The organism is Micromonospora globbae (genome assembly GCF_036184225.1).
GTDB lineage: Bacteria > Actinomycetota > Actinomycetes > Mycobacteriales > Micromonosporaceae > Micromonospora > Micromonospora globbae.
On sequence record NZ_CP108084.1, the window covers coordinates 168463 to 191095 of the forward strand.

Genomic DNA, 22633 nt, shown 5'->3' on the forward strand with positions numbered 1-22633 from the left:
GAGGCAGGAGGGTGGGGCACATGAGCGACTACTACAACGCTTTCGAGATCAGCCCCGTGCCCACTCCCGGCCCGGACGCCGTCGCGCCGGAGCCGTTCCGGGGCATCTACGGAATGCCCGCGTTCGTGCGGATCCCCACGGCCGATCTGGCGGCGTCGGTGGAGTTCTGGACTCGCGGGCTCGGGTTCATCGAGTTGTTCGGCACCGAGCAGGTGGTGCATCTGCGCCGGTGGGCGTTCCAGGACGTGCTCCTCGTCCCGGCGGCGAGCGTTCCGGAGCAGACGCCGGCGTTGAGCGTCAGTTTCTCCTGCGTGCTCAATCAGGTCGACGGCATCGTCGAGGCCTGTCGTGCGCTGCGCCCGAACTCGGTCGACGGCCCACGGGACACTCCCTGGAACACCCGGGACGTGGAAGTGATCACTCCGGAGAACGCGCGGATCGTCTTCACGGCGGCGAAGCCGTGGGATCCGGCCAGTCAGGAGGCGCGCGACCTCGCCGCCGTCGGGATCACCCACCCGGACGCCCGCGGCGACAATGGGGAGCATGCCTGATGCCGCCGACGCCGATGGCCTGACCGTCGGTCAGGTCTCGACGCGGCTGGGCGTGACGGTCCGCGCGCTGCACCACTGGGACGACATCGGTCTGGCACGGCCGTCGCTGCGTACGGCGGCCGGATACCGGCTCTACACCGCCGGCGACCTGGAACGCCTGCACCGCATCGTCGTCTACCGGGAGATCGGCCTCGGCCTGGAGAGGATCCGGGCCGTCCTGGACGACCCGACCGCGGACGTGCTCGGCGCCCTGCGCGCGCAGCGCACCCAGGTTGCCCAGCGGATCGACCGCCTCCGGCAGCTCAGCGCCGGGCTGGACCGGATGATCGACGCCCACGAGCGCGGCCTGCTGCTGACCGCCGAGCAGCAGGCCGCGATCTTCGGCCCGGAGTGGAACGCGGACCAGCACGCGCAGGCCCGTCAGCGCTACGGAGACACGGCGCAGTGGCAGCAGTACGCCGAACGCTCCGCCTCGCGCAGTGCCGAGGAATGGCAGGCCGTCGCCGACGCCGTTGCCGACCTCGACCGTGCCCTCGGGTACGCGGTCGACGCCGGTGTGACCCCTGGCAGCCCGGAAGCGGATCACCTCGTCGAGCGGCACCGCGAGCTGTTCAGTTCGTCGTACTTCCCCCTCACGAGGCAGATGCAGGTCTGTCTCGGCCGCATGTTCGAGGCCGATCCGGCCTTCGCCGCCCACTACGATGGCATCCGCGCCGGCCTTGCCACGTGGTTCCGTCGCAGCATCGACGCCAGCGCCCGCGCCCACGGCATCGACCCCGACACGGCCACCTGGCAGTAGAGCGCGGGCCGGACGCCGCCGACGAGGCGCGGTGCCGGGACGATCGCCGCCCGTCGGCGCCGGGACGATCGCCGCCTGCCGGCCCCGCCCCGCCCCGGCCCCGCCCACCCCGGCCCCCGCCCGCCCCGCCGATCTTGCAGTTTGTGCCCTTGAAATGACCCATCTATCCCCTTTCGCCGGGGCAGGAAGTGCAAGATCGCGGGGAGGGTTGGGCGCGGGGGAGGGGTGGGCGCGGACAGCGGCTCCGCCGAGGTCGGGCGGACCATGGGGTCGGATTCGTCAACAGCGGGCAGGCGTGCACCGCCGGCACCCGCATCCTCGTCCAGGAGAACCAGCTCGACGACGTCCTCGCGCTCATCGCCAGGAAGGTGGCGACCGACCACCCCGTCGGTGACCCGCGCGACCCGGCGACCCGCATCGGGCCGATGGTGAGCCAGCGGCAGTGGGAACGGGTCCAGTCCTACATCCACCGTGGCCTGGCGGAAGGCGCCCGCATCGTGGTGGGCGGACCCGGTCGTCCCGACGGACTCCCCGACGGCTACTACGTGCGGCCGACGGTGTTCGCCGACGTCACCAACGACATGACGATCGCCCGGGAGGAGATCTTCGGACCGGTCCTGTCGGTCATCACCTACCGCGACGAGGACCACGCCGTCGAGATCGCCAACGACACCACCTACGGCCTGCACGCCTACGTGTTCTCCGGCGACCCGGCGCGGGCACGCCGCGTCGCGTCCCGTCTGGAGGCGGGCCGGGTGTCGGTCAACGGCGGGTACGAGCCGCTGTCCCCGTTCGGAGGGTTCAAGCAGTCGGGCCTCGGGCGGGAGTACGGCAGCTTCGGCCTCGAGGGCTTCCTGGAGCCCCGGTCCGTGATGCGGTGACGGGCGCGGCGGGACCCCGTGACTGGTGTGCGTCCGCACCTCGTGGCGCACCTCCGGCACGGGGTCCCGGCCGCGGTCAGCGGACGGCGAGGCCCGTCCGCGGGCTGCCCGCCGGGCCCCGTCGTGCCGCGTTGACGAGGACGACCAGCAGGAGAAAGGCGGCGACGGCGGTAGTCGTACGGACGTTGTGGAAGACCTCCCAGCGCCGCAGGAGTTCGGCGTGATCGGGCGGGAGCGAAGCCGCCGACCACGTCTTGATCTTCCCGTTGATCGGGACGTTCCCGAAGCGGGTGACGAGCAGCGAGGTCAGCGCGAGCAGGCCGGCTCCGGCGGCGTACCACCGGGCCCTGGCCCGCATCGTGACGGCGAGCCAGAACGAGGTGAGCAGGCTCACCGCCATGAGCGCCTGCATGAAGATGCCGTTCATGCGCATCAGAGCCGTGCGGTACTGCAGGTGGACGTCCAGCGGGACCGCGTCGAAGGTCGGCACGACGGAGACGAGGGCATAGGAGAAGGCGCCGGCGAGCAGCCCGGTGGAGAGCAGGGCGGAGCCCAGGGCGAGCCGGTCACGCATCCGCCGCTCCGGCGCCGCGCGCCGCGGCGAGGTCCGCCTCGACATGACCGACGGCGGCCATCGCGCCGTACGCGAGCAGGTAGACGGTGCAGTGGTCGGAGTACCGCGGGTCGGTGGCCCGCCAGGCGGCGACCTGCTCGTCGGTGAGGGCTTCGGGAGCGAGGCCGGCGAGGATGGCGACGCGCGCCCCCGTCTGGTCCCGCTCGGTCAGTGTCGCGAGCGGCGCGTCGAGTCGGTCGACGTCCGCCGTACGACGGCCTCGATGCGCCGCGACGACCTCGTGCACGACGTCGCGTGCCGCCTCGCCGAGCAGTCCGGCTCCCTGGCGGGAGACCGCGGCGAGGGTGGCGTACGCCCGGCCCGCCGGTGCGTCACCCGCCCACTCCGGCACCCGTCCCTTGGGCAGGCCGGCCAGCAGGGACAGGCTGGAACCCGGGGTCCGATCGCGCTCCCACCGTCGGAACACCGGGGCTCCCTCGAAGGCGGGCTCGTCGGCGGGGTCCAGGGTGCCGGGAGTGAGCCCCGGAGGGAGCATGGCGAGCACCATGCGGTTGATGAAGTGGCTGAACAGCGCCGTGCCGACGTACTCGGCGACCGGCTCGCCGGGCAGCGGCGCGGGCGCCCCGGCGGTGGCGGTCGAGCGGGCCCAGCGCAGGAGCGTGTCGAGCCGGGCGTCGGCGAGCGGTTCGCCCTGTTCGATGGCGTCGGCCAGCTCCGGCCGACCGAGCAGCCGCAGGGCGCCCAGCCAGGCGAGGGTGTCGTAGTCGCAGCGGTTCGCCTGGGACACGCCGAGCGCCACCAGCGTCTTGTCGAGGACGGGAGCGGTGCCGACGAACTGCGCCTCGCGGTTGAGCACCCATCCGGCGGCCAGGATCTCCGGTGCGGGGGAGGTCATCCGGACCGCGGGACCGATGCTGCTCGCCTCGGCGTCGACCTGGTCGTAGACCCGGGCCACCAGGCCGCTGGCCTGCTCGGGAGCGACGGGGGTGACGTGCCGTACGTACGGTGACATGGTGTCCTCCAGAGGGGTTACGGGAGTTACGGACGACCCGCGAGTTCGGCGCGGGTGTCGGTGGTCGGGGTCGCCGCGGCGGGAGGCGAGGGCTCCGGCCGGGTCATCAGCACACGGGCCAGTGGCGCGGGGAACCACCAGCTGGCCCTGCCCAGCAGAGCGACGAGCGCGGGCGTCAGCAGCCCTCGTACGACGGTGGCGTCGATGATGATGCCCGCCGCGAGCGCCGTGGCGAAGATCCTCACATCCGTGATCGGGATGGTGGACAGGGCCGTGAAGGCCAGGAAGAGGATGAGCGCGGCGGAGGTCACCAGTCGGCCGGTGCGGCTGATGCCGGTGACCGTCGCGGCCGCCGTGGTGTCCCGCCCTCCCTGTCGGGTCAGGTCGAGGTGCGCCTCACGGATGCGGTGCAGGATGAACACCTCGTAGTCCATGGACAGGCCGAAGAGGAACGCGAAGACCGCCATCGGCACCCAGATGGTGATCGCGCCGGTGGCGGGTGTGTCGAAGAGCGCGTCGCTGCCGTACCCCTGCTGCCAGATGAGCACCACGGCGCCGTAGGCGGCGGCGGTGGACAGCCCGTTCAGGACCAGGGCCTTCAGCGGGAGCAGCACCGATCGCAGGGTGCGGGCGAGGACGAGGAAGGTGAGCAGCGCGACCACGACGAGGATGAGCGGCAGGGAGCCGTAGACGGCGTCGACGAAGTCGGTGTCCAGCGGGGCGCCGCCGCCGGCGAGGGTGCCGGGTTGGGAACGTGCGCTCGCGATGACCTCGGCCACCGCGTCGCGTCCCGCGTCGTCGGCCGGATCGTGGACGGTCCAGACGTCGATCACGTGCATGTCCGCCGTCGACCAGTCCGCGGGCGCGGCCACTCCGGCGACGCCGTCGACGCTCCGCAGCCGGTTCGCCGTCGCCGCCGGGTCGGCCGTGGTCAGCACCTCCACCGGCCGGGCGATGCCCGCGCCGAGTCCGGCCTCGACGAGCTGGGCGTACACGGCGGCGGGCCGACCGCCGTGGCCGAGGGTGCTGGTGTCCGGCTGACCCAGGCGGATGGTGAACGCCGGCGCGGCGAGGGCGAGCAGCAGTCCACCGCTCACCACGGCGGCGAGGACCGGGCGGCGGGTGGTGAGCCGGGCGATGCGCGTCCACAGCCGGCTGTCGGCGCGGTAGGCACGGCGTGGCCGGTCGAGCCGTCCGCCGAGGGTGTGCAGCAGGACGGGCAGCAGGGTCAGGGCGACCGCGACGCTGACCAGCGGAATGAGCAGGCCGGCGTAGCCGACGCTGCGCAGGAACGGCACGGGCAGGACGACGAGTGCCGCCAGGGAGATCGCCACGGTGGCACCGCTCAGGGCGACCGCGTGCCCGGCGCTGGTGGCGGCGGCGACGATGGCGGCCCGGCGCTGCCCGGGGTCGGTCACATCGATCCGACTCCGTTCCTCACGCCAGCGGGTGACGACGAGCAGGGCGTAGTCGATGGCGATGCCCAGACCGATGAGCGCCACCAGGTACTGCACGATGAACGACACCTCGGTCACGCCGGTGAGCAGCCGGACCAGCAGGAACGTGGTGGGGATGGCGACCGCCGCGATGAGCAGCGGCACGACGGCCAGGCCGCTGGCGAACACCACCGCGAGGACGACCAGGGCGCCGACCGCGCCGATCAGCGTCTCGACGATCGGGCTGCGCGGTGCGCCACTGTCGCGGCCGGACAGCAGGGGCTGGCCGGTGAGTTCGACAGGCGCTCCGGCGATCCGCGCGCCTGCGATCGCCTGCCGGATCGCCGGCAGCGACTGGGCGTACGGAGCAGGGCCCGGGGCCGCGGGCGGATAGATCAGCGCGACGGTACTGCGCCCGTCGGGCGACAACAGGGACTGCCCTCCGCCGCTGTCGGCGTACGAGACGCTCCGTCCGCCGGCCGGGGTCGCCCGTTCGACCAGCTCGCCCCACTGCTCGCGGTACGGTGCGGCGTCCAGGCGTACGCCGTCGGGCGCCGTGACGGTCAGCAGCAGCGGCGCGTTCTTGCCGCCGGTGCCGGAGAAGTGCTCGTCGATCGCGTCGTTGGCGAGCTGGGCGGGTGCGTCCGGCAGCCGCGACTCGTTGCTCAGGCTGTCGATGGTGCCGCTCACCGTGGCGCCGCCCGCCACAGCGAGAACCACCCAGACGAGGGTCACCAGCAGGCGGTGGGACAGGACCCACCGGGTGAGTCCCCGCATCACGCGTCCTCGTCGCGTGCGCGGGCGTCGTCGGCCGGCGACGCGGTGACGGCGGCCGTCGCCCATCCTCGTTCCGCCACGCCCGGTGCGCGGCCCGGGCCGACGGCCCGGGATACGCCGCGTCCAGTCAGTTCAGGCACGTGAGTCCTCCCACGATCAGGCCGGTGTTCGCCGGTGACTTGATCGTGGTCGCGAAGCTGCCGCCGGGCGTCCCGCGGACGTGGACACTCGTGCCTACTGCCCACGTGGTACGTGCCTACTGTGCCCGCCGCACGGCGCGCCGCCCCCTACCACGTACGCGGTACGCCGCTCGGTGGCACGCCGGGCGTCCGCACCACCTGCCGGCGGTACAGGCGCCCGCCGGCCTCACCGCCGGACCGACATCCAGAACGCCGGCACCGGCTCCGCCGCGACGGTGACCGGGTCCAGTCGTACGCGGGTGCCGCCGGGGTGGTCGAACAGCCGCACGCCGTCGCCGAGCAGCACGGGCGCGACGAACACGAGGATCTCGTCGAGCAGGCCCGCCGCCAGGCACTGCGCGGCGACGTTCGCTCCGATGACGTTGACGTACCGGTCACCGGCGGCGGCCCTGGCCGCGGTCACCGCGCGCTCCAGGTCGTTGACGAAGGTGACCCCGGGCACGGGGTCGGCCGGCGGCCGGTGGGTGAGCACGAACTGCGGTCCCTTCCACGCGCCGCCGAAGGCGCCCTCCTTGTCGGTGCCGCGGTTCGGGTCGTCGCCGTGGAAGCTGCGGGCGCCGACGAGCAGCGCGCCGATCCGGTCGAGGAGGTCGTCGGCCAGCGGGTTGGGGCCGCCGACGTGCTCGGTGAGCCAGGACATGTCGCCGCCGGGGCCGGCGATGAACCCGTCGAGCGACATGGTGGCGGAGTAGAGAACCTTGGTCATGTGTGTGGAGACGGTGGTTGCCGGAAAAGCTCATCGGTCCACGTGGGCGGCAGCGCGAACGCCGGGAACAGCGCCGGGTCGTGGAAGGCGACGATCTCCACGATCCGGCCCCCCTCGACGCTCACCACCCCGATCCCGAACGGCGTGTACGACGACTCCCCGGGTCGCCGCGCGTAGGTCGCGGCGGCGAGCTGGCCGTTGGCGTACGCCGGCACCATGCGCAACATCCCCACGTACTCCGGCGAGCCGGCGTCCCAGCTCGTCGCCAGCGCCGCGAGCACCGCGGCCCGTCCGGCGAACCACTGCGGGTACGGCGGCATCGACGTACGCACGTCCTCGGCCAGCAGATCGGCGATGGCGGCGAGGTCACCGCGCTCGACCGCGGCCATGTACCGGCGCAGCACCGCCCGCTGCTCCTCGGTGGGTGGCGCGGGCGGCGCCCAGTCGGCCCTGCCCGGCGGCAGGTGCTCCCGCAGCGTGGCGCGGGCCCGTTGCAGGGCGCTGGTGACCGACGCGACGCTGCTGCCCAGCACGTCGGCCGTGTCCCGGGCCGGCCAGCCCAGCACGTCGCGCAGGATCACCGCGGCCCGCTGCCGCGGCGGCAGGTGCTGGATCGCGGCGAGGAACGCCAGCTCCAGGGTCTCCCTGGCGACCACCGCCTCCGCCGGCCCGTCGGCGGGCGGCGCGGAGGGCTCCCGCAGACGGTCCGGGAACGGCTGCAACCACGGCACGTCGACGCCGTCGCGTGGCGGCTGGCGTCCGTCGAACGGCGGCCCGACGTGGTGCGGGAGGGCTCGCCGGGCCCGGCCGTCGAGCGCGTCGAGGCAGGCGTTGGTCGCGATCCGGTACAGCCAGGCGCGCACCGACGAGCGCCCCTGGAACCCGTCGAGGCCCTTCCACGCCCGCAGCAGCGTCTCCTGCACCAGGTCCTCGGCCTCGTCGAACGATCCGAGCATCCGGTAGCAGTGCACCCGCAGCTCACCCCGGTACCGCTCGGCGACCTCGGCGAAGGCGTCCCGGGCCAGGGCGCTCCCGGTGGTGGCCCCGTCGTCGCTCACGCCTCGCACGCTACCCCGCCGCCCGGCCGAACCCGTCGCGTCGACGCCGGCGGGGGAGGCCGGTCAGCGTCAGCGCTCCGGCGGGCGGCGGCCGAACTTGCCGGCGACCGCGTGGTCGGTGTCGGTCACCACGCCCGTCTCCAGGACCTGCTTCAACCGGCGCAGGTTCGCCGCCACCTCGGCGCCCGGTGGCTTGCCGACGAGGCGCAGCAGGGCGTGGCCCACCGCGCCGAGCGGCGTCGCCAGGACCTGGTGCACCTCCGTGCGCCCGGGGCCGGGCGTGAAGTGGACCGTCCAGCGGGCGCGCAGTCCGGGCGGGCCGGTCGTCTCGTAGCGGATCAGCTCGTCGGCGCGCGCCTCCGTGAGCCTGATCGTGGACCGCACCCGGACGCCGAGCGGGCCCACGACGGTCCAGCGGTAGGTCGCCGGCCCGGTCCGCCGGACCTCGGTGACGTCACCGAGGAAGCGGGGCAGGTTCTCCAGGTCGCGGTAGAAGCCGAAGACGTCGGCGACCGGGCGCTCCACGGTCACCCGCGCCTCGACCGCCGAGCCGTCCCGGCGGGGTGGGTGGCGCACGGCGACCTCCACAGGCTCGTCCGGCTCGTCGGTGGCGCTTGCCCGGGCACCCGCCCGTCAAACCTGCTCACGGAGGATCCGCCGATGGTCGGCCGGCCGGTCCGGGCGTAGGGTTCCGGCATGACGCGCGAGGTCTGGGCCGACGGGCAGGCGTACGAGGCGTACGTGGGCCGGTGGAGCCGTCTGGTCGCCGCCGAGATCGTCCGCTGGCTGGCCCCGCCGTCGGGCCGCCGGTGGCTGGACGTGGGCTGCGGCACGGGCGCGCTGACCGCGGCCGTCCTCGACCGGGCCGAGCCGGCGCGGGTCACCGGCGTCGACGCGTCCCACGGGTTCGTGGCCCACGCGCGGGACCGGGTGGCCGACGCGCGCGCCGCCTTCCACGTCGGCGACGCCCGTGCGCTGCCGCTGCCGGACCGCAGCGTCGACGTCGTGGCCAGCGGGCTCACGCTCAACTTCGTCCCCGACCCGGCGGCCGCCGTCGCCGAGTTCGCCCGCGTCGTCCGGCCTGGCGGGACGGTCGCCGCGTACGTGTGGGACTACGCCGACGGCATGGCGTTGATGCGGCACTTCTGGGACGCCGCGGCGGAACTCGACCCGCTCGCGGCCGAGCTGGACGAGGCCGCCCGCTTCGCGATCTGCGCGCCGACGCCCCTCGGCACCCTCTGGGCGGACGCCGGTCTACGGTCCGTGACGGTGCGCCCCATCGAGGTGCCCACCGACTTCGCGGACTTCGACGACTACTGGCGGCCGTTCCTCGGCGGGCAGGGCGCGGCGCCCGCGTACCTCATGGCGCTGCCGGCGCCGCACCGCGACGCGTTGCGCGACCTGCTGGCCTCCCGGGTGCCGGCCGGCCCGGACGGCGCGATCCGCCTCACCGCCCGAGCGTGGGCCGTACGCGGCACCGTGCCGGCCTGACGCGCGACAACGCGGGCAGTTCTCGCGTACCGGCTGATCTGTCTGATAACGGACAGGACGCCGGGCGGCTTCACGTCGCACTGTTGTAGCAGGTCAGAGGCGCCCGAGCCACCGCCACCAGGACCGGCGCACCGCCGCGCCACCGGCCACCCGCCCGCACGAGCGGCCCCCGGCCGGCCGGAACCTGGCATCCCGGAGGAGCCGCGGCGGACCACGCCCCGGCAGCTCCGGTCGTTGCCGCAACCCACGACCACCGCCGGTCCGCCGGCCACGAGCCGGTCCGGCGCCGAGGAAGGAAGGAGGGGCCGGCATGGCCGCTCCCACCGCGACCGCGACCCTGAACGCGTCGACCTACTCATCCGGCGACCAGATGACCCTCACCGTCACCTACGGTGACGCCGACACGAGACCGCTGACCGTCACGATCGTGGTCACCGACGCCCAGGGCAACAGCAGCGCCCCCGTCCGCGTGGCCGCCGTCATCGACCCGCTCACCGTCACCGTCACCGACGACTCCGGCCGATCCTGGGCCCGGCTGTCCGACAACGGCGCGGTGGCCGTCTACCGGGCGGTGGCGTGATGCCCCGGGTGACGGTCACGGTGCGCGACTCCGGCGGGCGCACGGCCACGGCGACCGCCGACTACGCGATCGCCGCGCCGGTGCTGGGCGGTTACTACCTCTCCGGCGGCGCCGACCCGACGGCCGACATCGCGGGCGGCAACATCCGCTCGCTCACCCAGTACCGCAGCCTCGCCGACGGGTACGTGTTCCCCGGCTACCAGAAACAGTGGCTCACGACGCTCGGCAGGTCGGGCGTCCAGGTCAACATGGTGCTGGAGCTGAAGCACTACGGCGCGCCGAACGCCGGCCCGCAGACCTTCGCCGTCGACGGCACGTCGTACACCGTCCCGGCGCCCGCCATGACCATCCAGCAGCGCCCCGGGACGACCTGGCCCAAGGCGTACGGCTACGGCCAGGTGCTCGCCGGGCAGTGCGACGGCCTGCTGGCCCGCGCGCTGTCCCAGTACCGCGCCCTGGGCTTCCCGGTGAACATCCAGCTCGCCTCCGAGTTGGACACCGACCACGAGTTCGGCACGTCCGAGGCGGGCCGGGCGTACACCTGGGCGGAGTCGGACGCCCGGGCGGTGCAGGCCATGACGTACATCGTCAACTGGTTCCGGGCGCGCTCGCTGCCGGCCGGCACGACGTTCTCCGTCGGGGTCGGCGGCTTCGACCGCGCGTGCTTCCAGCGCACCCACCCCGAGTCGCTGATGTCGCGCCTGGACCACCTCCAGTGGAACGTCTACGCGACCGCCGCCAACCACACCGCCCTGGACCGCTTCCGGCGTACGAGGGACTGGGCCGTCGCCGACCTCGGCCCCGTCGCGCTCTCCCGACCGGTGATCATCGCCGAGTGGGGCGTCCGGGTGGCGGAGATCCCGAACCAGGCAGCCTGGATCGCCACCGTCCCGGCGGCCATCGCGAAGCTGAACGCCGAGCGGGGGCCGAGGATCGTCCGCACGAACTACTTCAACTCCGGCTGGGGCACGCTGTCGCCCAAGGCGCCGGGCCTCGCGGCGCTCAAGTCCGCGTACGCCACCCGCCCGTACGTCTGACCGCCACGACGGCGACGGCCGGCCGCCCGTGGTGCCCCGGGCGGCCGGCCGCGCCTTCCACCCGCTCGCGGGCAACCCCCCGGTGCCCGGAGCGGGAACTCAGTACGCCAGCTCCACCGGGCGACCCAAAAGGCGGGCGCCGTTGTTGCCCAGCCAGCCCTCGGCCGCCGCGGCGTGCTGGCTGAACGTGTGGATGTCCCGGAACCGGCGTTGCAGCGGTGCGCCGTCCCGGGACGCCCCGCCCCCGGCCGCCCGGTAACAGGTGTCCACCGCGGCCATCGCCCGCTCGGTCACCCACGGCAGCGCGGCGGAGACCCGCGGGTGGAGCCCGGCCACCGCCGCGGGGTCGGTGGCGCAGGCCGCCCACAGGTCGTCGGCCAGCTCGCGCAGCAGCGTCCGCGCGGCCCGCACGTCCAGCTCCGCCCGACCGAGCTGGATCCGGAACGCCGGTGAGTCGGCCAGGGACTGACGGGCGTAGAGCCGCTGCCGGCCGCCGTCGAGCATCGCCACCATGTCGTCCAGCGCTCCCTGCGCGATGCCGACCGCCACCGCGCCGAGGTGCAGCACGAAGTGGACCAGCGGCGCGACGAAGCCCGGCCCGGGCACGCAGGGCGTACCGGTGAACAGGTCGAAGCTGTCGCTCGCGGCGCAGAACTCGTCCGACACCTCGATGTCGTGACTGCCGGTGCCGCGCAGGCCGAGCGCGTGCCAGGTGTCGTGCACGGTGACCCGGCCGGCCGGGAACAGCATCGAGCGCAGCTCCGGCGGTGCGCCCGAGGGCCCGGGCAGCGGCTCCCCGTCGCCGGTCAGCACGCAGTTGCCGAAGATCAGGTCGGCGTGCCGGCTGCCGCTCGCGTACGCCCAGCGCCCGGTCACCTGGAAACCGCCGTCGGCCAGCTCCGCCCGGCCCTGCGGGGCGAACCCGCCGGCCACCACCACGTCCGGGCCGTCGGCGTAGATCTTGTCGAACCGCTCCCTCGGCAGCATGGCCAGCAGGTGCGGCGTCTCCGAACCGATCATCACGGTCCACCCGGTGGAGCCGTCGGCCCGCGCGAGCGTCTCCAGCACCCGCAGCCCCGTCCGCAGGTCCGCCTCGTACCCGCCGTGGCTGCGCGGCACGAACATCCGGAAACAGCCCGCCGCCCGCAGCGCGTCGAGCAGGTCGCCCGGGATGTCGCGGGCCGCCTCGATCTCGCCGGCGCGCCGCGACAGCTCCGGCGCGAGTTCCGTCACGGCCTCGACCAGCCGGTCCTGCTGCTCCATCGGCTCCTCCTCGCGCTCGTCGGCCCGCTCCGCCGCCCCCGGCGGGCGGGTTCCACCGTGGAGCACCGGGCGACCCGACCGCCAGGGACATCGGCACCGTCCGGCCGGGACGTCGAGGAGGATCCCGCGGACGTCCGAACGGCCGGAGTCCGGCGACGAGCGGAAGACGCCCGGGCGGTCGGGACACCGCGCACATGCGGCCGGGACACCGGGACGTGGACGCTCGCGGGCAGAGCGCGGCCGGCACGCGGCGGCGCACGTCCCGAGGAGGTACCGCATGTCCGTCTCCGTCGACACCGTCCCGACCCCGGCCGCCACGACCGCCGCGTCCCACGGACGCGGCTGGGCACTGGCCGGCGCGGTGGGCGGTCTCACCGGGCTCGTCGGGCTCTTCGTCACGGTCGCGGCCACCGACGCCGACACCGCGCTGTTCGCGGACAACGCCCGCTACGTCGGCTCACTGGCCGGCAACGAGGCGTACGTCTGGGCGTACCAGATCGTGACGAGCCTGGCCGCCGGCTGCCTGGCCGTCTTCGCGGCGGGCCTGCGGCGCCGCCTGGCCGCGCGGGAACCCGCCGGCGGCCTGCTTCCCGACGTGGCCGCCGTGGGGCTGCTGCTGACCGCGGCGCTGCTGCTGGTCGGCGGCGGCGTCGCCACCGAGCTGTACTTCGGCCTGCTGCACCTCGACGAGACCGACCCGGACACCCTGGCCGGCCTCGCCGCCGGCTACAACACGTTCCCGTGGGTGTGGGCCGGTGTGGGGCTGACGGCGGCCGCCGTGGCGGTCGCCGGGCTGCGCCGCCGCGCCGTGAGCCGCTGGTTCGCGGTGTTCAGCCTGCTGGTCGCCCTGCTGGTGGCCGCCACCCAGCTGGTCCCGTTGCAGTACCTCGCGCTGGTGCCGGGCGGCCTGTGGGCGACTGTCGCCGGACTGACATTCGCGCTGGAGCGTCGGAGGATCGGCAACTGACCGCTCGGCTGCCAGGATTCCGGGCATGCCAGTTCAGCCGGGCGGACCGGACGCCGCGGACCGGGCGGCGGCCGGTGGCGACCGTCGCCACCCGGCCGCCGCGTGGTCGGTTCTCGTCGGGTGCGCGCTCCTCGTCGTCGCCACCGCGGTCTGCTGGGCGGCCGCCCGCCGGCCGTGGGGGCTGTCCCAGCTGTACTTCCTTGTCGACTTCACCGACTGCGCCGTCTACGGCGCGGTGGCCTGGCTGATCCTGCTGCGCCGCGGTCACCCGGTGGCGTGGCTGCTGGCCGCCACCGGGGTCGGCGGCGGGGTCAGCGCGCTCAGCGCCCAGTACGCCGACCTCCTCACCGTGCATCCGACCCTGCCCGACCCGGTGCTGCTCACCTCCGCGCAGTACTGGGCCTGGGCGCCCGGCATGCTCTCGCTCATCGTCGTCCTGCCCTGGCTGGTCCGGGAGGGACGGCTGCCGTGGCCCGCCCGGGCGGCGGTGCTCGCCGGCACGCTGGTCGTCGCCACCTTCGAGCTGTTCCAGCTCACGTGGCCCGGCCCGACCTCCGGTCCGCGCGCGCCGCTGCCGATCCGCAGCGCCGCCTGGGCGGACCTCATCGTGGCGGTCCAGCCGGTGGTGATGGCGGCCGTGCCGCTGCTCGGCCTGGTGGCCGCCACCGGGGTGGCGTGGCGCTGGCGGGCCGGCCCGGCCACCGAGCGGGTCGGTCTGGGCTGGCTGGCCGTCGGCACGGTGCTGCTCGCCCTGAGTTTCGGTCCGGTGGCGCTGCCCGCCGGCCCGGTCGCGCACCTGGCCGACTGGCTGGCGCCCACGGCGATGCTCGCCTCACAGGCGTTCTTCCCCGCGGCCGTCCTCGCGGTGGTGCTGCGGCAACGGCTCTGGGGCATCGAGATCGCCGTCCGCCGCACCCTGGTCTGGTTCCTCATGACGTTCCTGCTGGTCGCCGCGTACGTGCTGGGGGTCTCGGCGCTCGACGCGCTGCTGCCGACCACCCCGGCCGTGCCCGGCGTGCTCGTCACCGCGCTCGTGGCGGCCGGCGTGCAGCCGGGCCGGATCCGGGTGCAGCGCTGGGTCGACCGGCTGATCCACGGCGCCGCGGCCGAGCCCCTCGGCGTCGTACGCCGCGTGGGCCACCGCATCAGCGCCGCCGAGGACCCCGCCGACGTGCTGACCGGGGTGGCGCAGAGCCTCACCGACCTGCTCCGCCTCGGCGCCTGCGGGATCGTCGTGGACGGACCGGAGCCGTGCACGGCCCACCACGCGTCCGCCGGACCGGTGGGGGAGCCCCTGGTCCTGCCGCTGCGTCGCGGTGACCGGGAGGTGGGCCGGCTCACCGCGTGGGCCCCGGCCGGCGAGCGGCTGGACGGGCGGACCAGGGCCGCTCTCGTGGACCTGGTGCCGGTGGTCTCCTCGGCGGCCAGCCTCGCCGCGACCAGCCGGGCGCTGGTCGCCTCCCGCGCGCGGCTGGCCGACGCGCGTGACTCCGAGCGCCGCAAGCTGCGCCGCGATCTCCACGACGGGCTCGGCCCCGCCCTCGCGGGCGTCGCGCTCGGCCTCCAGGCCGCCCGCAACCTGCTCACCACCGACCCGGCCGCGGCCGGCCACCTGCTCGAACGCCTGCGGGACGAGCTGGACCAGGGCGTCGAGCAGATCCGCGACCTGGCCCGCGACCTGCTCCCCCCGGTGCTCGGCGAGCGCGGCCTGGCGCCCGCGCTGCACGAGCTGGCCCAGCGGTACGAGCGGTCCGGTCTCACCGTGCGGGTGGCGGCGCCCGCCCTGCCGCTGCCGGAGCCCGTGGCCACCGCCGTCTACGGGATCGTCGCCGAGGCGATGGCCAACGCGTACCGGCACTCCGGCGCCCGTAACTGCGACATCAGCGTGGAGCGGGACGCCTCCGGCGTGACGGTCCGGGTCGGCGACGACGGCGGAGGCATCCCGTCCGGGGCGCCGACCGGCATCGGGATGCTGTCCATGCGGGAACGCGCCGAGGGGATCGGCGGCAGCTGCCGGATCGGCCCGGGCCCCGCCGGTGGCACCGTCGTGACCGTGCACGTCCCCGACGACCGGTGCGCCGTGGCCGGCGACCCGGACGCGGCGGCGGTCGCGCGTCCGGCGGCGGTGCCGTCGTGAGCACGGGCGGCGCGGACGAGATCCGGGTGGCCGTCGTCGACGACCACCCGGTGTTCCGGCTGGGCATGACCGCGCTGCTGTCGTCCACGGCCGGGCTGCGGGTCGTCGGCGAGGCGGCGGACGCGGACGGCGCGCTGCGGGTCGCCGACACCGTACGCCCCGACGTGATGGTCATGGACCTGCACCTGGGCGGGCGCTCCGGCGTGGAGGCGACCCGGGAGATCGTCGGGCGGCACCCGGACATCGGCGTGCTCGTGGTCACCATGCTGGACGACGACGACTCGGTCTTCGCGGCACTGCGCGCCGGCGCCCGCGGCTACCTCCTCAAGGGCGCCGCGCCGGCCGAGGTGGAGCGCGCCGTGCGGGCGGTCGCCAACGGCGAGGTGCTGCTCGGCCCGGTGATCGCCAGCCGGGCGGTGGGCTTCCTGGCCGGGGCGCGCACGGCCGGCCCGGTGCCGTTCCCGGAACTCACCGACCGGGAACGCGAGGTGCTCGACCTGGTCGCCCAGGGCCTGAGCAACGTGGTCATCGCCCGCCGGCTCACGTTGAGCCCGAAGACCGTGCGCAACCACCTCTCCAACGTGCTCACCAAGCTCCAGGTCGCCGACCGAGGCCAGGCGATCCAGCGGGCCCGGCAGGCCGGGCTGGGCCAGGTCTGAGAGGTCGTCGACGAGCGGCCGGGGCTGTGCGCCGGTGTGCCGCCGGCCCCGCCGGTGGCGCGCCGTGGCGCCGGCCCGAGTGGCCGGTCGCCCGGGCGGCGCCCGGACCGGCTCCATATGCTCGGGGCATGGAACTGCGGATCTTCACCGAACCCCAGCAGGGCGCCACCTACGACGACCTGCTCGCCGTGGCCCGCTGCGCCGAGGACGCCGGCTACGGCGCGTTCTTCCGCTCCGACCACTACCTGAAGATGGGTGAGGTGAGCGGGGAGCCGGGCCCCACCGACGCGTGGACGACCCTCGCCGGCCTGGCCCGCGACACCAGCCGCATCCGGCTGGGCACCCTGATGACCGCCGCGACCTTCCGCCTTCCCGGCCCGCTGGCGATCACCGTGGCGCAGGTCGACCAGATGAGCGGCGGCCGGGTCGAGCTGGGCATCGGCACCGGCTGGTTCGCCGAGGAGCACACCGCGTACGGCATCCCCTTCCCGTCGCTGGCCGAGCGGTTCGACCGGCTGGAGGAGCAACTGGCCGTCATCACCGGCCTCTGGGCGACGCCGCGCGGCGAGACGTTCAGCTACGACGGGCGCTACTACCCGGTGGCGGACTCGCCGGCCCTGCCGAAGCCGGTGCAGTCCCCGCGCCCGCCGATCCTGCTCGGCGGCATGGGTCGCCGGCGCACCCCGCAGCTCACCGCCCGGTACGCCGACGAGTTCAACCTGCCGTTCGCCTCGGTGGCGGACTCGGCGGCCCAGTTCGACCGGGTCCGGGCGGCGTGCGCCGAGATCGGCCGTGACCCGGCCGAGCTGTGCTGGTCGAACGCGCTGGTGCTGTGCTGCGGGCGGGACGACGCCGAGGTGGCCCGCCGGGCCGCGGCCATCGGCCGGGAGCCGGACGAGCTGCGCGCCAACGGCCTCGCCGGCACGCCCGCGGAGATCGTCGACAAGATCGGCCAGTACGCGGCCGTCGGCAGCCAGCGCATCTACCTCCAGGTGCTCGACCTGAGCGACCTGGACCACATCGAGCTGGTCGCCGCCGAGGTGATGTCGAAGCTCTGACCGCCCGGACGGTGCTCCCGCCGGGGCGGCGGCGCGGGGGTCGGCACCGGCGTCGGGGCCGGCGGGGGCGCCGGCGTGGGCCGGGGCCCGGGCGACGACGCGTCCGGGAACCCCCCGGAACGTCGCGGGAGTCGGTGACTGCTCATGGGCGTAGGGTTCCCCCGGATGCCGGTGCCAACCGTGCCCGATCGGCGGGTGCCGCACCGGCCGGCCCGCCGGGAGGATGCGCACACCGACGACCACGGTCAGGACGGGGGTCAGGACGTGGAACTGCGCCGCAACCACGGTTCGCTGGTGCTGCCGGCGGTCTGCGTACTGGGCGGCGTGGTCCTGCTGGCCCTGCCGAGCGAGCGGTCGCTGCTGCGCAACCTCGTGGCGATCGGCGCCGTGGCCCTGGGCGGTGTGGTGCTGCTCGGCGCGCTGCGTCCGTTCCGCTTCGGCATCGGGCCGGACGGGATCACGGTACGGCGGCCGGGGCTGCGCCGGCTCATCCGGTGGACGGAGATCCAGGCGCTCGTGCTCGACGCGCCGCCGCCCGTCGCGGGCGTCCCGGCCCCGCCCCGCCTGCTGGTGGTGCCCGCCCCGGGGGTGGCCCTCGGCGCGCCGGCCACCGCGCGGCACCCCGTCGACGGCCGTCCCGCGGTGGAGCTGCTCGACCTCGGCCAGGTGCGGGAGAGGCCCGACGACGTGGCCGCCGCGCTGGCCCGGCACGGCGGGGAGCGGTTCGTCGACCTGCTCGCCCGCCGGCGGGCCGCCTTCCCGGTCGACGACCTCACGATGGGGCTGCGCGGCTACGAGACGAACCCCGTCGACCGCCTCATCCGCCAGGGGCAGGAAGCCCTGGCCTGGGGTGGGGCACCGGAACGCCAGGCGGCCCGCGCCGCCGTCGAGCAGGCCCGGGCGGCCGGTCTCACGGTCGCCGCCCGCGGCTACAGCACCGCACAGGTCGACGAGGCGCTGCGGTCGCTCAGCGCCGCCCTCGCCGACGACCGCACGACCGATCGGGAGCCGAGCACGTGACCCACGAACGCACCGACCCCGCCGTACCGCGTCAGGTGGAGGCCGTCGCACCGGACGCGCCCGTGCCGGCCGCGAGCGTGCCGCGCAGCGCGACGGCCGCCGGCGCCGTGACCGCCGACGGTGCCGCGACCGGCGGCGATGGCGTGACCGGCGGCGGTGTGCCCCGGCGGAACTGGGCCGGGAACGTGCGGTACTCCGCCCGGGCGTACCACCGGCCGACCAGCGTCGACGAGCTGCGGCGGCTGGTCGCCGGCAGCCGGCGGGTGCGGGCCGTGGGCAGCGGGCACTCCTTCAACCGGCTGGGGGACACCGACGGCGACCTCGTCAGCCTGGCCGGGCTGCCGCCGGAGATCAGCATCGACCGGGAGCGGCGGCGCGTCACGGTGGCCGCCGCCCTGCGGTACGGGGACGTGGCCACCCACCTGCACGCCGAGGGGTGGGCACTGGCCAACCTCGCCTCGCTGCCGCACATCTCGGTGGCCGGCGCGGTCGCCACCGGCACGCACGGCTCGGGGGAGGGCAACGGCAACCTGGCGACCGCCGTGGCGGGGCTCGAACTGGTCACCGCCGACGGCGACCTGCTGCGCGTCGACCGCGACGCCGACGGGGACACGTTCGCCGGCATGGTGGTCAACCTCGGCGCGCTCGGCGTCGTCACCCGGGTCACCCTCGACCTCGTGCCGGCCTTCGAGATCCGGCAGTACGTCCACCTCAACCTGCCCCGGGAGGAGCTGGACCCGGCGTTCGCCTCGGCGTACAGCGTCAGCCTCTTCACCGACTGGCGTACCCCCCGGATCAACCAGGTGTGGCGCAAGCAGCGGGCCGACCAGCCGGCGCCGCCGGCCGGCTGGCTCGGTACGACGGCGGCCGGCGCGCCCCTGCACCCGGTGCCCGGCATGCCGGCGGAGAACTGCACGCGGCAGCTCGGTGTGCCCGGGCCCTGGCACGAGCGGCTGCCGCACTTCCGGCTCGGCTTCACCCCGAGCAGCGGCGACGAGTTGCAGTCGGAGTACCACGTGCCGCGCGCCGCGGCCGCCGAGGTGCTCGCGGCGCTCGACCCGATCGCGCACCTCATCGCCCCGGTGCTGCAGATCTGCGAGCTGCGCGCGGTCGCGGCCGACCCGCTGTGGCTCAGCCCGAACCACGACCGCGACAGCCTCGCCGTCCACTTCACGTGGATCGACGACGCCGACGCCGTGCTGCCCGTGGTGGCGGCCGTCGAGGAGCGGCTGGCGCCGTGGCGGCCCCGACCGCACTGGGGCAAGGTCTTCGACATGGCCCCGGAGCAGGTGGCCGCCGCCTACCCCCGGTACGCGGACTTCGCCGACCTGCTGCGCCGGATGGACCCGGAGGGCGTCTTCCGGACGGCGCTGCTCGACCGGTACTTCCCGCGCTGACCGCTCAGCCCGGCCGGTCGGCCATCTGGTCGCGGAGGCTGCCGTGCTGCACCGCGCGGCTGATGTCGCTGGGGGAGACGATGCCGACGAGCCTGCCCTCGGTGACCACGAGGGCGCGCCCGTCGGCGCACTCGCTGAGCCGGGGCAGCAACTCGTTCAGCGGTTCGTCGGGCGTCGCGAGCACGAGCTGCTCCTCCCGGCAGGCCACCTCGGCCAGCGTGGTCGCCGGCCGGCGGTCGGCCGGGATGCCGCGTACCCGGTCGAGGGTCACGAGGCCGACGGGCCGGCCCCCGTCCTCGGTGAGCGGCAGGGCCGAGTGCCGGTACGCGAACAGGTAGTGGTCGACGAAGTCCGCGACGGTCATGTCCCCCGAGGCCGTCTGCGGCTGCGGGGTCATCACGTCGGCCACCCGGACACCCTGGAGGGCGCTGCCCATCCGGGCCTGCCGCTCCTCCATCCCGGCGGCGCCGATGAGGAACCAGCCGATCAGCGCCAGCCAGAGCCCGCCGAAGCCCCGGCCGGCGATGAACTGCCACAGACCCACGACGATGAGCAGCGCGCCGAGCACCCAGCCGGCCCGCGCCGCCACCACCGACGCCTTCGTCCGGTCGCCGGTCCAGCGCCAGACCCCCGCCCGCAGCAGCCGGCCGCCGTCCAGCGGGGCCGCCGGCAGGACGTTGAACACGGCCAGCAGGATGTTGATGCCGGCCAGCCACGCCAGCACGCCGAGCAGCAGCCCGCGGTACCCGACCTGGGCCAGGATGATCGCGAACGCGCCGAAGACGACACCGATGATGAGGCTCACCAGCGGGCCGATGCCGGCGATCCGCAGCTCCGCGCCGGGACTCTTCGCCTCGCCGCGCAGCTCGGCCACCCCGCCGAACAGCCAGAGGGTGATGCCGCCGACCTCCAGGCCGTTGTTCTTCGCCACGATGGCGTGGGACACCTCGTGCGCCAGCAGCCCGAGGAAGAAGACCACGGCCGCGACCAGCCCCGACAGGACGTAGAGGATCACCGGACGGTCCGGGTAGGAACGGGGGAACTGGCTGGCGGACAGGCCCCACCAGATCAACGCGAAGATGACCAGGACGCTCCAGTTGACCCCGACGGGTACACCCGCGACCCGGCCGAGCCGGAAACTCGCCCTCATGGTCCGGTGGTACCCGGTGAGCGCCCCGCCATGCGGAGACGGGCGGTCCGGCTCCCGTCAGCGGCGGGGGTTCTCGCTGGAGATGGTGGACTCGCGGGGCATGGCGGCCGCGTGCTGTGCCCAGTCGAGCGCGTAGTCCGCGACCTCCTCCCAGCCGTCCTGACCGACGGTGAAGTGGGACCGGCCGGGGAACGGGTGGTACGCGGTCAGCGCCCGGGACTTCGTGTACAGGGCCGCGTTGCTGCGCACCACACCCGGCGGGATCACGTGGTCGGCGCCGCCGGCGATCAGGAGCAGCGGGGCCCGGTCGTCGCGGCGGGTGTCGACCTCGGCCGCCGAGTTGGGGTCGAGGTTGGCGAAGACCGACTCGAAGAGCACGTGCCCGGCGCCGGGGACGGCGTAGCGCTCCCAGGCCCGGTCGGAGTCCGCCCGGCTCATGGTGTTGCCGAACGCGTAGTGGAAGTCGTCCTGGGTGAACGGCACGGCCCGGTGCCGGTTGGCCGGGTTGCGCAGGATCGAGAAGCCCGAGCGCAGGGTGCTCAGGGGCAGCTTGACGACCCCCTTGATCGGGGCCGGGTGGATGGCCACCCCGGCCGCGCCGAGCCCCTGGCCGACCAGGATCTGGGTGACGAGCCCGCCGAAGGAGTGGCCCATGATGATCGGCGGGCGCATGAGGCCGCGGATGGTACGGGCGTAGTGGTCGACGATCCGGCCGAGCCGCTGCCCGGCGATCGGGGTGGGATCCTCGCGCAGCTGCTCGACCTCGCCCTCCATGCCGGGCCAGGCGGGCGCGAGCACCCGCAGGCCACGGGCGGTGAAGCGGTCGACCCAGTGTTCCCAGCTGCGGGGGGTCATCCACAGCCCGTGGATCAGTACGACGGTGTCGGCGTCCCCCTGCGGCGCGCTGCCCATGAGCGTCCCCTCCCCGTGTCCGCGTGCGGACCGGCGGTTACCCGGCTCGCGCGGCGGGAATCCTGCCGGCCGGTCCGGTGCCGGGTGGTGGGTGGCCGTCCCGCGGCGAGGACGCGCCCGGGCCGGCGCAGGGCACGGGCCGCGTCTGCCTCGGGTGGGAGCGCTCGTGCGCGGGGCGGTCAGGCGGGCTCGGCGTACCGGGCCACGCCCTGCACGAGCAGGTCGAGGCCGAACGCGAAGCGCTCGTCGCCGCCGCCGGCCATCAGGGCGTCCAGGTTCGCGAGGGTGTGCGGGAAGCGCTCGGCCGGCAGGCTGAGGTAGTACTCGCGCAGTTGCGTGAGCATCCCCGTCCAGTACCCCCCGACGTCCTTGCCGGAGGCGCGGACCTTCTCGCCGAACAGTGCCCCCTCGTACGCGTCGCCGGCGATGTAGAGGAAGAGCCGGTCGAGGAACCACGCCGCCGGTTGGGGCGGCACGCCGCCGGCGAACAGGATGGCCAGCATCCCCTCGGTGACCCGCAGCGCGTTGGGGCCGGTGGGGATGGTGGCCAGTGAGGCCAGCGCGAGGTGGGTGTTGGCGGCGTACACGCGGTACGCCTGCCAGGCCACGTCCTTGATCTGCTCCGTCCAGCGCCGCGGGTCCGGTTCGGGGACGGTGATGGTGGCGCTCACCCGGTCCAGAAGCAGCTCCAGCAGCTCCTCCTTGCCGGAGACGTGCGCGTAGAGGGAGGCCGGGCCGGTGCCCAGCTCCTGGGCGACCCGCCGCATGCTCAGCCCGCCCAGACCCTCGCGGTCGAGGACGGCCAGCGCCGCGTCCACCACCGCCTCCTGGCTCAGGGGGCGGCGGGTGCGGCCGCGGGACGGGGTGCGCCAGGGCGGGTCGGGCAGTTCGCTCACGGGGACCTCCGGGTCGGGGACACGAACATCGTACTTGCCGACGAACCCTGTTCGTTGATAGAACAGTGTTCG

Annotated in this window: 22 protein-coding genes; 12 read left to right on the forward strand and 10 right to left on the reverse strand. The window is 74.8% G+C overall.

Annotated features, from left to right (window positions below; translation table 11 throughout):
* Nucleotides 1–20: 20 nt before the first annotated feature.
* From OG994_RS00760 to OG994_RS00770, 3 genes are all read left to right on the forward strand, one after another.
* Nucleotides 21–551 (forward strand): VOC family protein, encoded by a 531-nt coding sequence (locus OG994_RS00760; RefSeq protein ID WP_328851888.1) that lies wholly within the window; start codon nt 21–23, stop codon nt 549–551.
* Nucleotides 544–1350: a MerR family transcriptional regulator gene (locus OG994_RS00765; protein ID WP_328851889.1), complete on the forward strand. Its 807-nt coding sequence runs from the start codon at nt 544–546 to the stop codon at nt 1348–1350. Before OG994_RS00760 ends, OG994_RS00765 begins: the two co-directional genes overlap by 8 nt.
* Nucleotides 1351–1538: 188 nt before the next feature.
* Complete coding sequence (locus tag OG994_RS00770) at nt 1539–2231, forward strand: aldehyde dehydrogenase family protein (RefSeq protein ID WP_328851890.1); 693 nt, start codon at nt 1539–1541, stop codon at nt 2229–2231.
* A 76-nt stretch (nt 2232–2307) separates the two neighbouring features.
* Here OG994_RS00770 and OG994_RS00775 read toward each other — a convergent pair whose 3' ends face one another.
* From OG994_RS00775 to OG994_RS00800, 6 genes are all read right to left on the reverse strand, one after another.
* On the reverse strand, nt 2308–2805 hold the full coding sequence (locus tag OG994_RS00775) for a DUF1772 domain-containing protein (RefSeq protein WP_328851891.1): 498 nt from the start codon (nt 2803–2805) through the stop codon (nt 2308–2310).
* Complete coding sequence (locus tag OG994_RS00780) at nt 2798–3817, reverse strand: carboxymuconolactone decarboxylase family protein (RefSeq protein ID WP_328851892.1); 1020 nt, start codon at nt 3815–3817, stop codon at nt 2798–2800. Before OG994_RS00780 ends, OG994_RS00775 begins: the two co-directional genes overlap by 8 nt.
* A 26-nt stretch (nt 3818–3843) precedes the next feature.
* Nucleotides 3844–6030, reverse strand: coding sequence for an MMPL family transporter (locus OG994_RS00785; protein WP_328851893.1), 2187 nt, complete (start codon nt 6028–6030; stop codon nt 3844–3846).
* A gap of 366 nt (nt 6031–6396) precedes the next feature.
* Nucleotides 6397–6936 carry a dihydrofolate reductase family protein gene (locus tag OG994_RS00790; RefSeq protein ID WP_328851894.1) on the reverse strand — a complete coding sequence of 180 codons (540 nt, stop codon included), beginning with the start codon at nt 6934–6936 and terminating at the stop codon, nt 6397–6399.
* The gene (locus OG994_RS00795) at nt 6933–8003 is read right to left on the reverse strand and encodes a sigma-70 family RNA polymerase sigma factor (protein ID WP_456238362.1); all 1071 of its coding nucleotides are present in this window, start codon (nt 8001–8003) and stop codon (nt 6933–6935) included. The genes OG994_RS00790 and OG994_RS00795 overlap by 4 nt, the downstream gene beginning before the upstream one ends.
* A gap of 60 nt (nt 8004–8063) precedes the next feature.
* Entirely contained in the window at nt 8064–8570 is a 507-nt protein-coding gene (locus tag OG994_RS00800; protein WP_158610130.1) for an SRPBCC family protein, read from the reverse strand.
* A gap of 120 nt (nt 8571–8690) precedes the next feature.
* Here OG994_RS00800 and OG994_RS00805 point away from each other — a divergent pair, with 120 nt between their 5' ends.
* From OG994_RS00805 to OG994_RS00815, 3 genes are all read left to right on the forward strand, one after another.
* Nucleotides 8691–9485: a class I SAM-dependent methyltransferase gene (locus OG994_RS00805; RefSeq protein ID WP_328851896.1), complete on the forward strand. Its 795-nt coding sequence runs from the start codon at nt 8691–8693 to the stop codon at nt 9483–9485.
* A gap of 310 nt (nt 9486–9795) precedes the next feature.
* Complete coding sequence (locus OG994_RS00810) at nt 9796–10065, forward strand: hypothetical protein (protein ID WP_120330320.1); 270 nt, start codon at nt 9796–9798, stop codon at nt 10063–10065.
* The gene (locus tag OG994_RS00815; protein ID WP_328851897.1) at nt 10065–11102 is read left to right on the forward strand and encodes a hypothetical protein; all 1038 of its coding nucleotides are present in this window, start codon (nt 10065–10067) and stop codon (nt 11100–11102) included. The genes OG994_RS00810 and OG994_RS00815 overlap by 1 nt, the downstream gene beginning before the upstream one ends.
* 99 nt (nt 11103–11201) lie before the next feature.
* Here the strand turns inward: OG994_RS00815 and OG994_RS00820 are convergent, their stop codons facing one another.
* A complete protein-coding gene (locus OG994_RS00820; RefSeq protein WP_240033084.1) occupies nt 11202–12431 on the reverse strand; it encodes an acyl-CoA dehydrogenase family protein in 1230 nt (409 codons plus the stop codon).
* A gap of 211 nt (nt 12432–12642) precedes the next feature.
* Here OG994_RS00820 and OG994_RS00825 point away from each other — a divergent pair, with 211 nt between their 5' ends.
* From OG994_RS00825 to OG994_RS00850, 6 genes are all read left to right on the forward strand, one after another.
* Nucleotides 12643–13332 (forward strand): hypothetical protein, encoded by a 690-nt coding sequence (locus OG994_RS00825; RefSeq protein WP_328851898.1) that lies wholly within the window; start codon nt 12643–12645, stop codon nt 13330–13332.
* 25 nt (nt 13333–13357) lie between these two features.
* Nucleotides 13358–15469, forward strand: coding sequence for a sensor histidine kinase (locus OG994_RS00830; protein ID WP_328851899.1), 2112 nt, complete (start codon nt 13358–13360; stop codon nt 15467–15469).
* A complete protein-coding gene (locus OG994_RS00835; RefSeq protein ID WP_328851900.1) occupies nt 15466–16128 on the forward strand; it encodes a response regulator transcription factor in 663 nt (220 codons plus the stop codon). The genes OG994_RS00830 and OG994_RS00835 overlap by 4 nt, the downstream gene beginning before the upstream one ends.
* A gap of 128 nt (nt 16129–16256) precedes the next feature.
* Nucleotides 16257–17186, forward strand: a complete 930-nt coding sequence (locus OG994_RS00840) for an LLM class F420-dependent oxidoreductase (protein WP_328851901.1) — start codon at nt 16257–16259, stop codon at nt 17184–17186.
* 165 nt (nt 17187–17351) lie between these two features.
* Nucleotides 17352–18206: a hypothetical protein gene (locus OG994_RS00845; protein ID WP_328851902.1), complete on the forward strand. Its 855-nt coding sequence runs from the start codon at nt 17352–17354 to the stop codon at nt 18204–18206.
* Nucleotides 18207–18364: 158 nt separating this feature from the next.
* Nucleotides 18365–19603, forward strand: a complete 1239-nt coding sequence (locus OG994_RS00850) for an FAD-binding protein (RefSeq protein ID WP_328853634.1) — start codon at nt 18365–18367, stop codon at nt 19601–19603.
* Nucleotides 19604–19607: 4 nt separating this feature from the next.
* Here OG994_RS00850 and OG994_RS00855 read toward each other — a convergent pair whose 3' ends face one another.
* From OG994_RS00855 to OG994_RS00865, 3 genes are all read right to left on the reverse strand, one after another.
* Nucleotides 19608–20753: a site-2 protease family protein gene (locus tag OG994_RS00855; RefSeq protein ID WP_120330327.1), complete on the reverse strand. Its 1146-nt coding sequence runs from the start codon at nt 20751–20753 to the stop codon at nt 19608–19610.
* A 57-nt stretch (nt 20754–20810) separates the two neighbouring features.
* A complete protein-coding gene (locus OG994_RS00860; RefSeq protein ID WP_328851903.1) occupies nt 20811–21665 on the reverse strand; it encodes an alpha/beta hydrolase in 855 nt (284 codons plus the stop codon).
* Nucleotides 21666–21844: 179 nt separating this feature from the next.
* A complete protein-coding gene (locus OG994_RS00865; protein ID WP_328851904.1) occupies nt 21845–22561 on the reverse strand; it encodes a TetR/AcrR family transcriptional regulator in 717 nt (238 codons plus the stop codon).
* Nucleotides 22562–22633: the final 72 nt, after the last annotated feature.

Bases quoted from the DNA above. Each gene is read 5' to 3' on its own strand.
- OG994_RS00780 (WP_328851892.1), bottom strand. From the start codon at position 3,817: ATGTCACCGTACGTACGGCACGTCACCCCCGTCGCTCCCGAGCAGGCC.
- OG994_RS00830 (WP_328851899.1), top strand. From the start codon at position 13,358: ATGCCAGTTCAGCCGGGCGGACCGGACGCCGCGGACCGGGCGGCGGCC.
- OG994_RS00845 (WP_328851902.1), top strand. From the start codon at position 17,352: ATGCCGGTGCCAACCGTGCCCGATCGGCGGGTGCCGCACCGGCCGGCC.
- OG994_RS00815 (WP_328851897.1), top strand. From the start codon at position 10,065: ATGCCCCGGGTGACGGTCACGGTGCGCGACTCCGGCGGGCGCACGGCC.
- OG994_RS00805 (WP_328851896.1), top strand. From the start codon at position 8,691: ATGACGCGCGAGGTCTGGGCCGACGGGCAGGCGTACGAGGCGTACGTG.
- OG994_RS00810 (WP_120330320.1), top strand. From the start codon at position 9,796: ATGGCCGCTCCCACCGCGACCGCGACCCTGAACGCGTCGACCTACTCA.
- OG994_RS00840 (WP_328851901.1), top strand. From the start codon at position 16,257: ATGGAACTGCGGATCTTCACCGAACCCCAGCAGGGCGCCACCTACGAC.
- OG994_RS00860 (WP_328851903.1), bottom strand. From the start codon at position 21,665: ATGGGCAGCGCGCCGCAGGGGGACGCCGACACCGTCGTACTGATCCAC.
- OG994_RS00855 (WP_120330327.1), bottom strand. From the start codon at position 20,753: ATGAGGGCGAGTTTCCGGCTCGGCCGGGTCGCGGGTGTACCCGTCGGG.
- OG994_RS00760 (WP_328851888.1), top strand. From the start codon at position 21: ATGAGCGACTACTACAACGCTTTCGAGATCAGCCCCGTGCCCACTCCC.
- OG994_RS00775 (WP_328851891.1), bottom strand. From the start codon at position 2,805: ATGCGTGACCGGCTCGCCCTGGGCTCCGCCCTGCTCTCCACCGGGCTG.
- OG994_RS00790 (WP_328851894.1), bottom strand. From the start codon at position 6,936: ATGACCAAGGTTCTCTACTCCGCCACCATGTCGCTCGACGGGTTCATC.
- OG994_RS00785 (WP_328851893.1), bottom strand. From the start codon at position 6,030: ATGCGGGGACTCACCCGGTGGGTCCTGTCCCACCGCCTGCTGGTGACC.
- OG994_RS00825 (WP_328851898.1), top strand. From the start codon at position 12,643: ATGTCCGTCTCCGTCGACACCGTCCCGACCCCGGCCGCCACGACCGCC.
- OG994_RS00765 (WP_328851889.1), top strand. From the start codon at position 544: ATGCCTGATGCCGCCGACGCCGATGGCCTGACCGTCGGTCAGGTCTCG.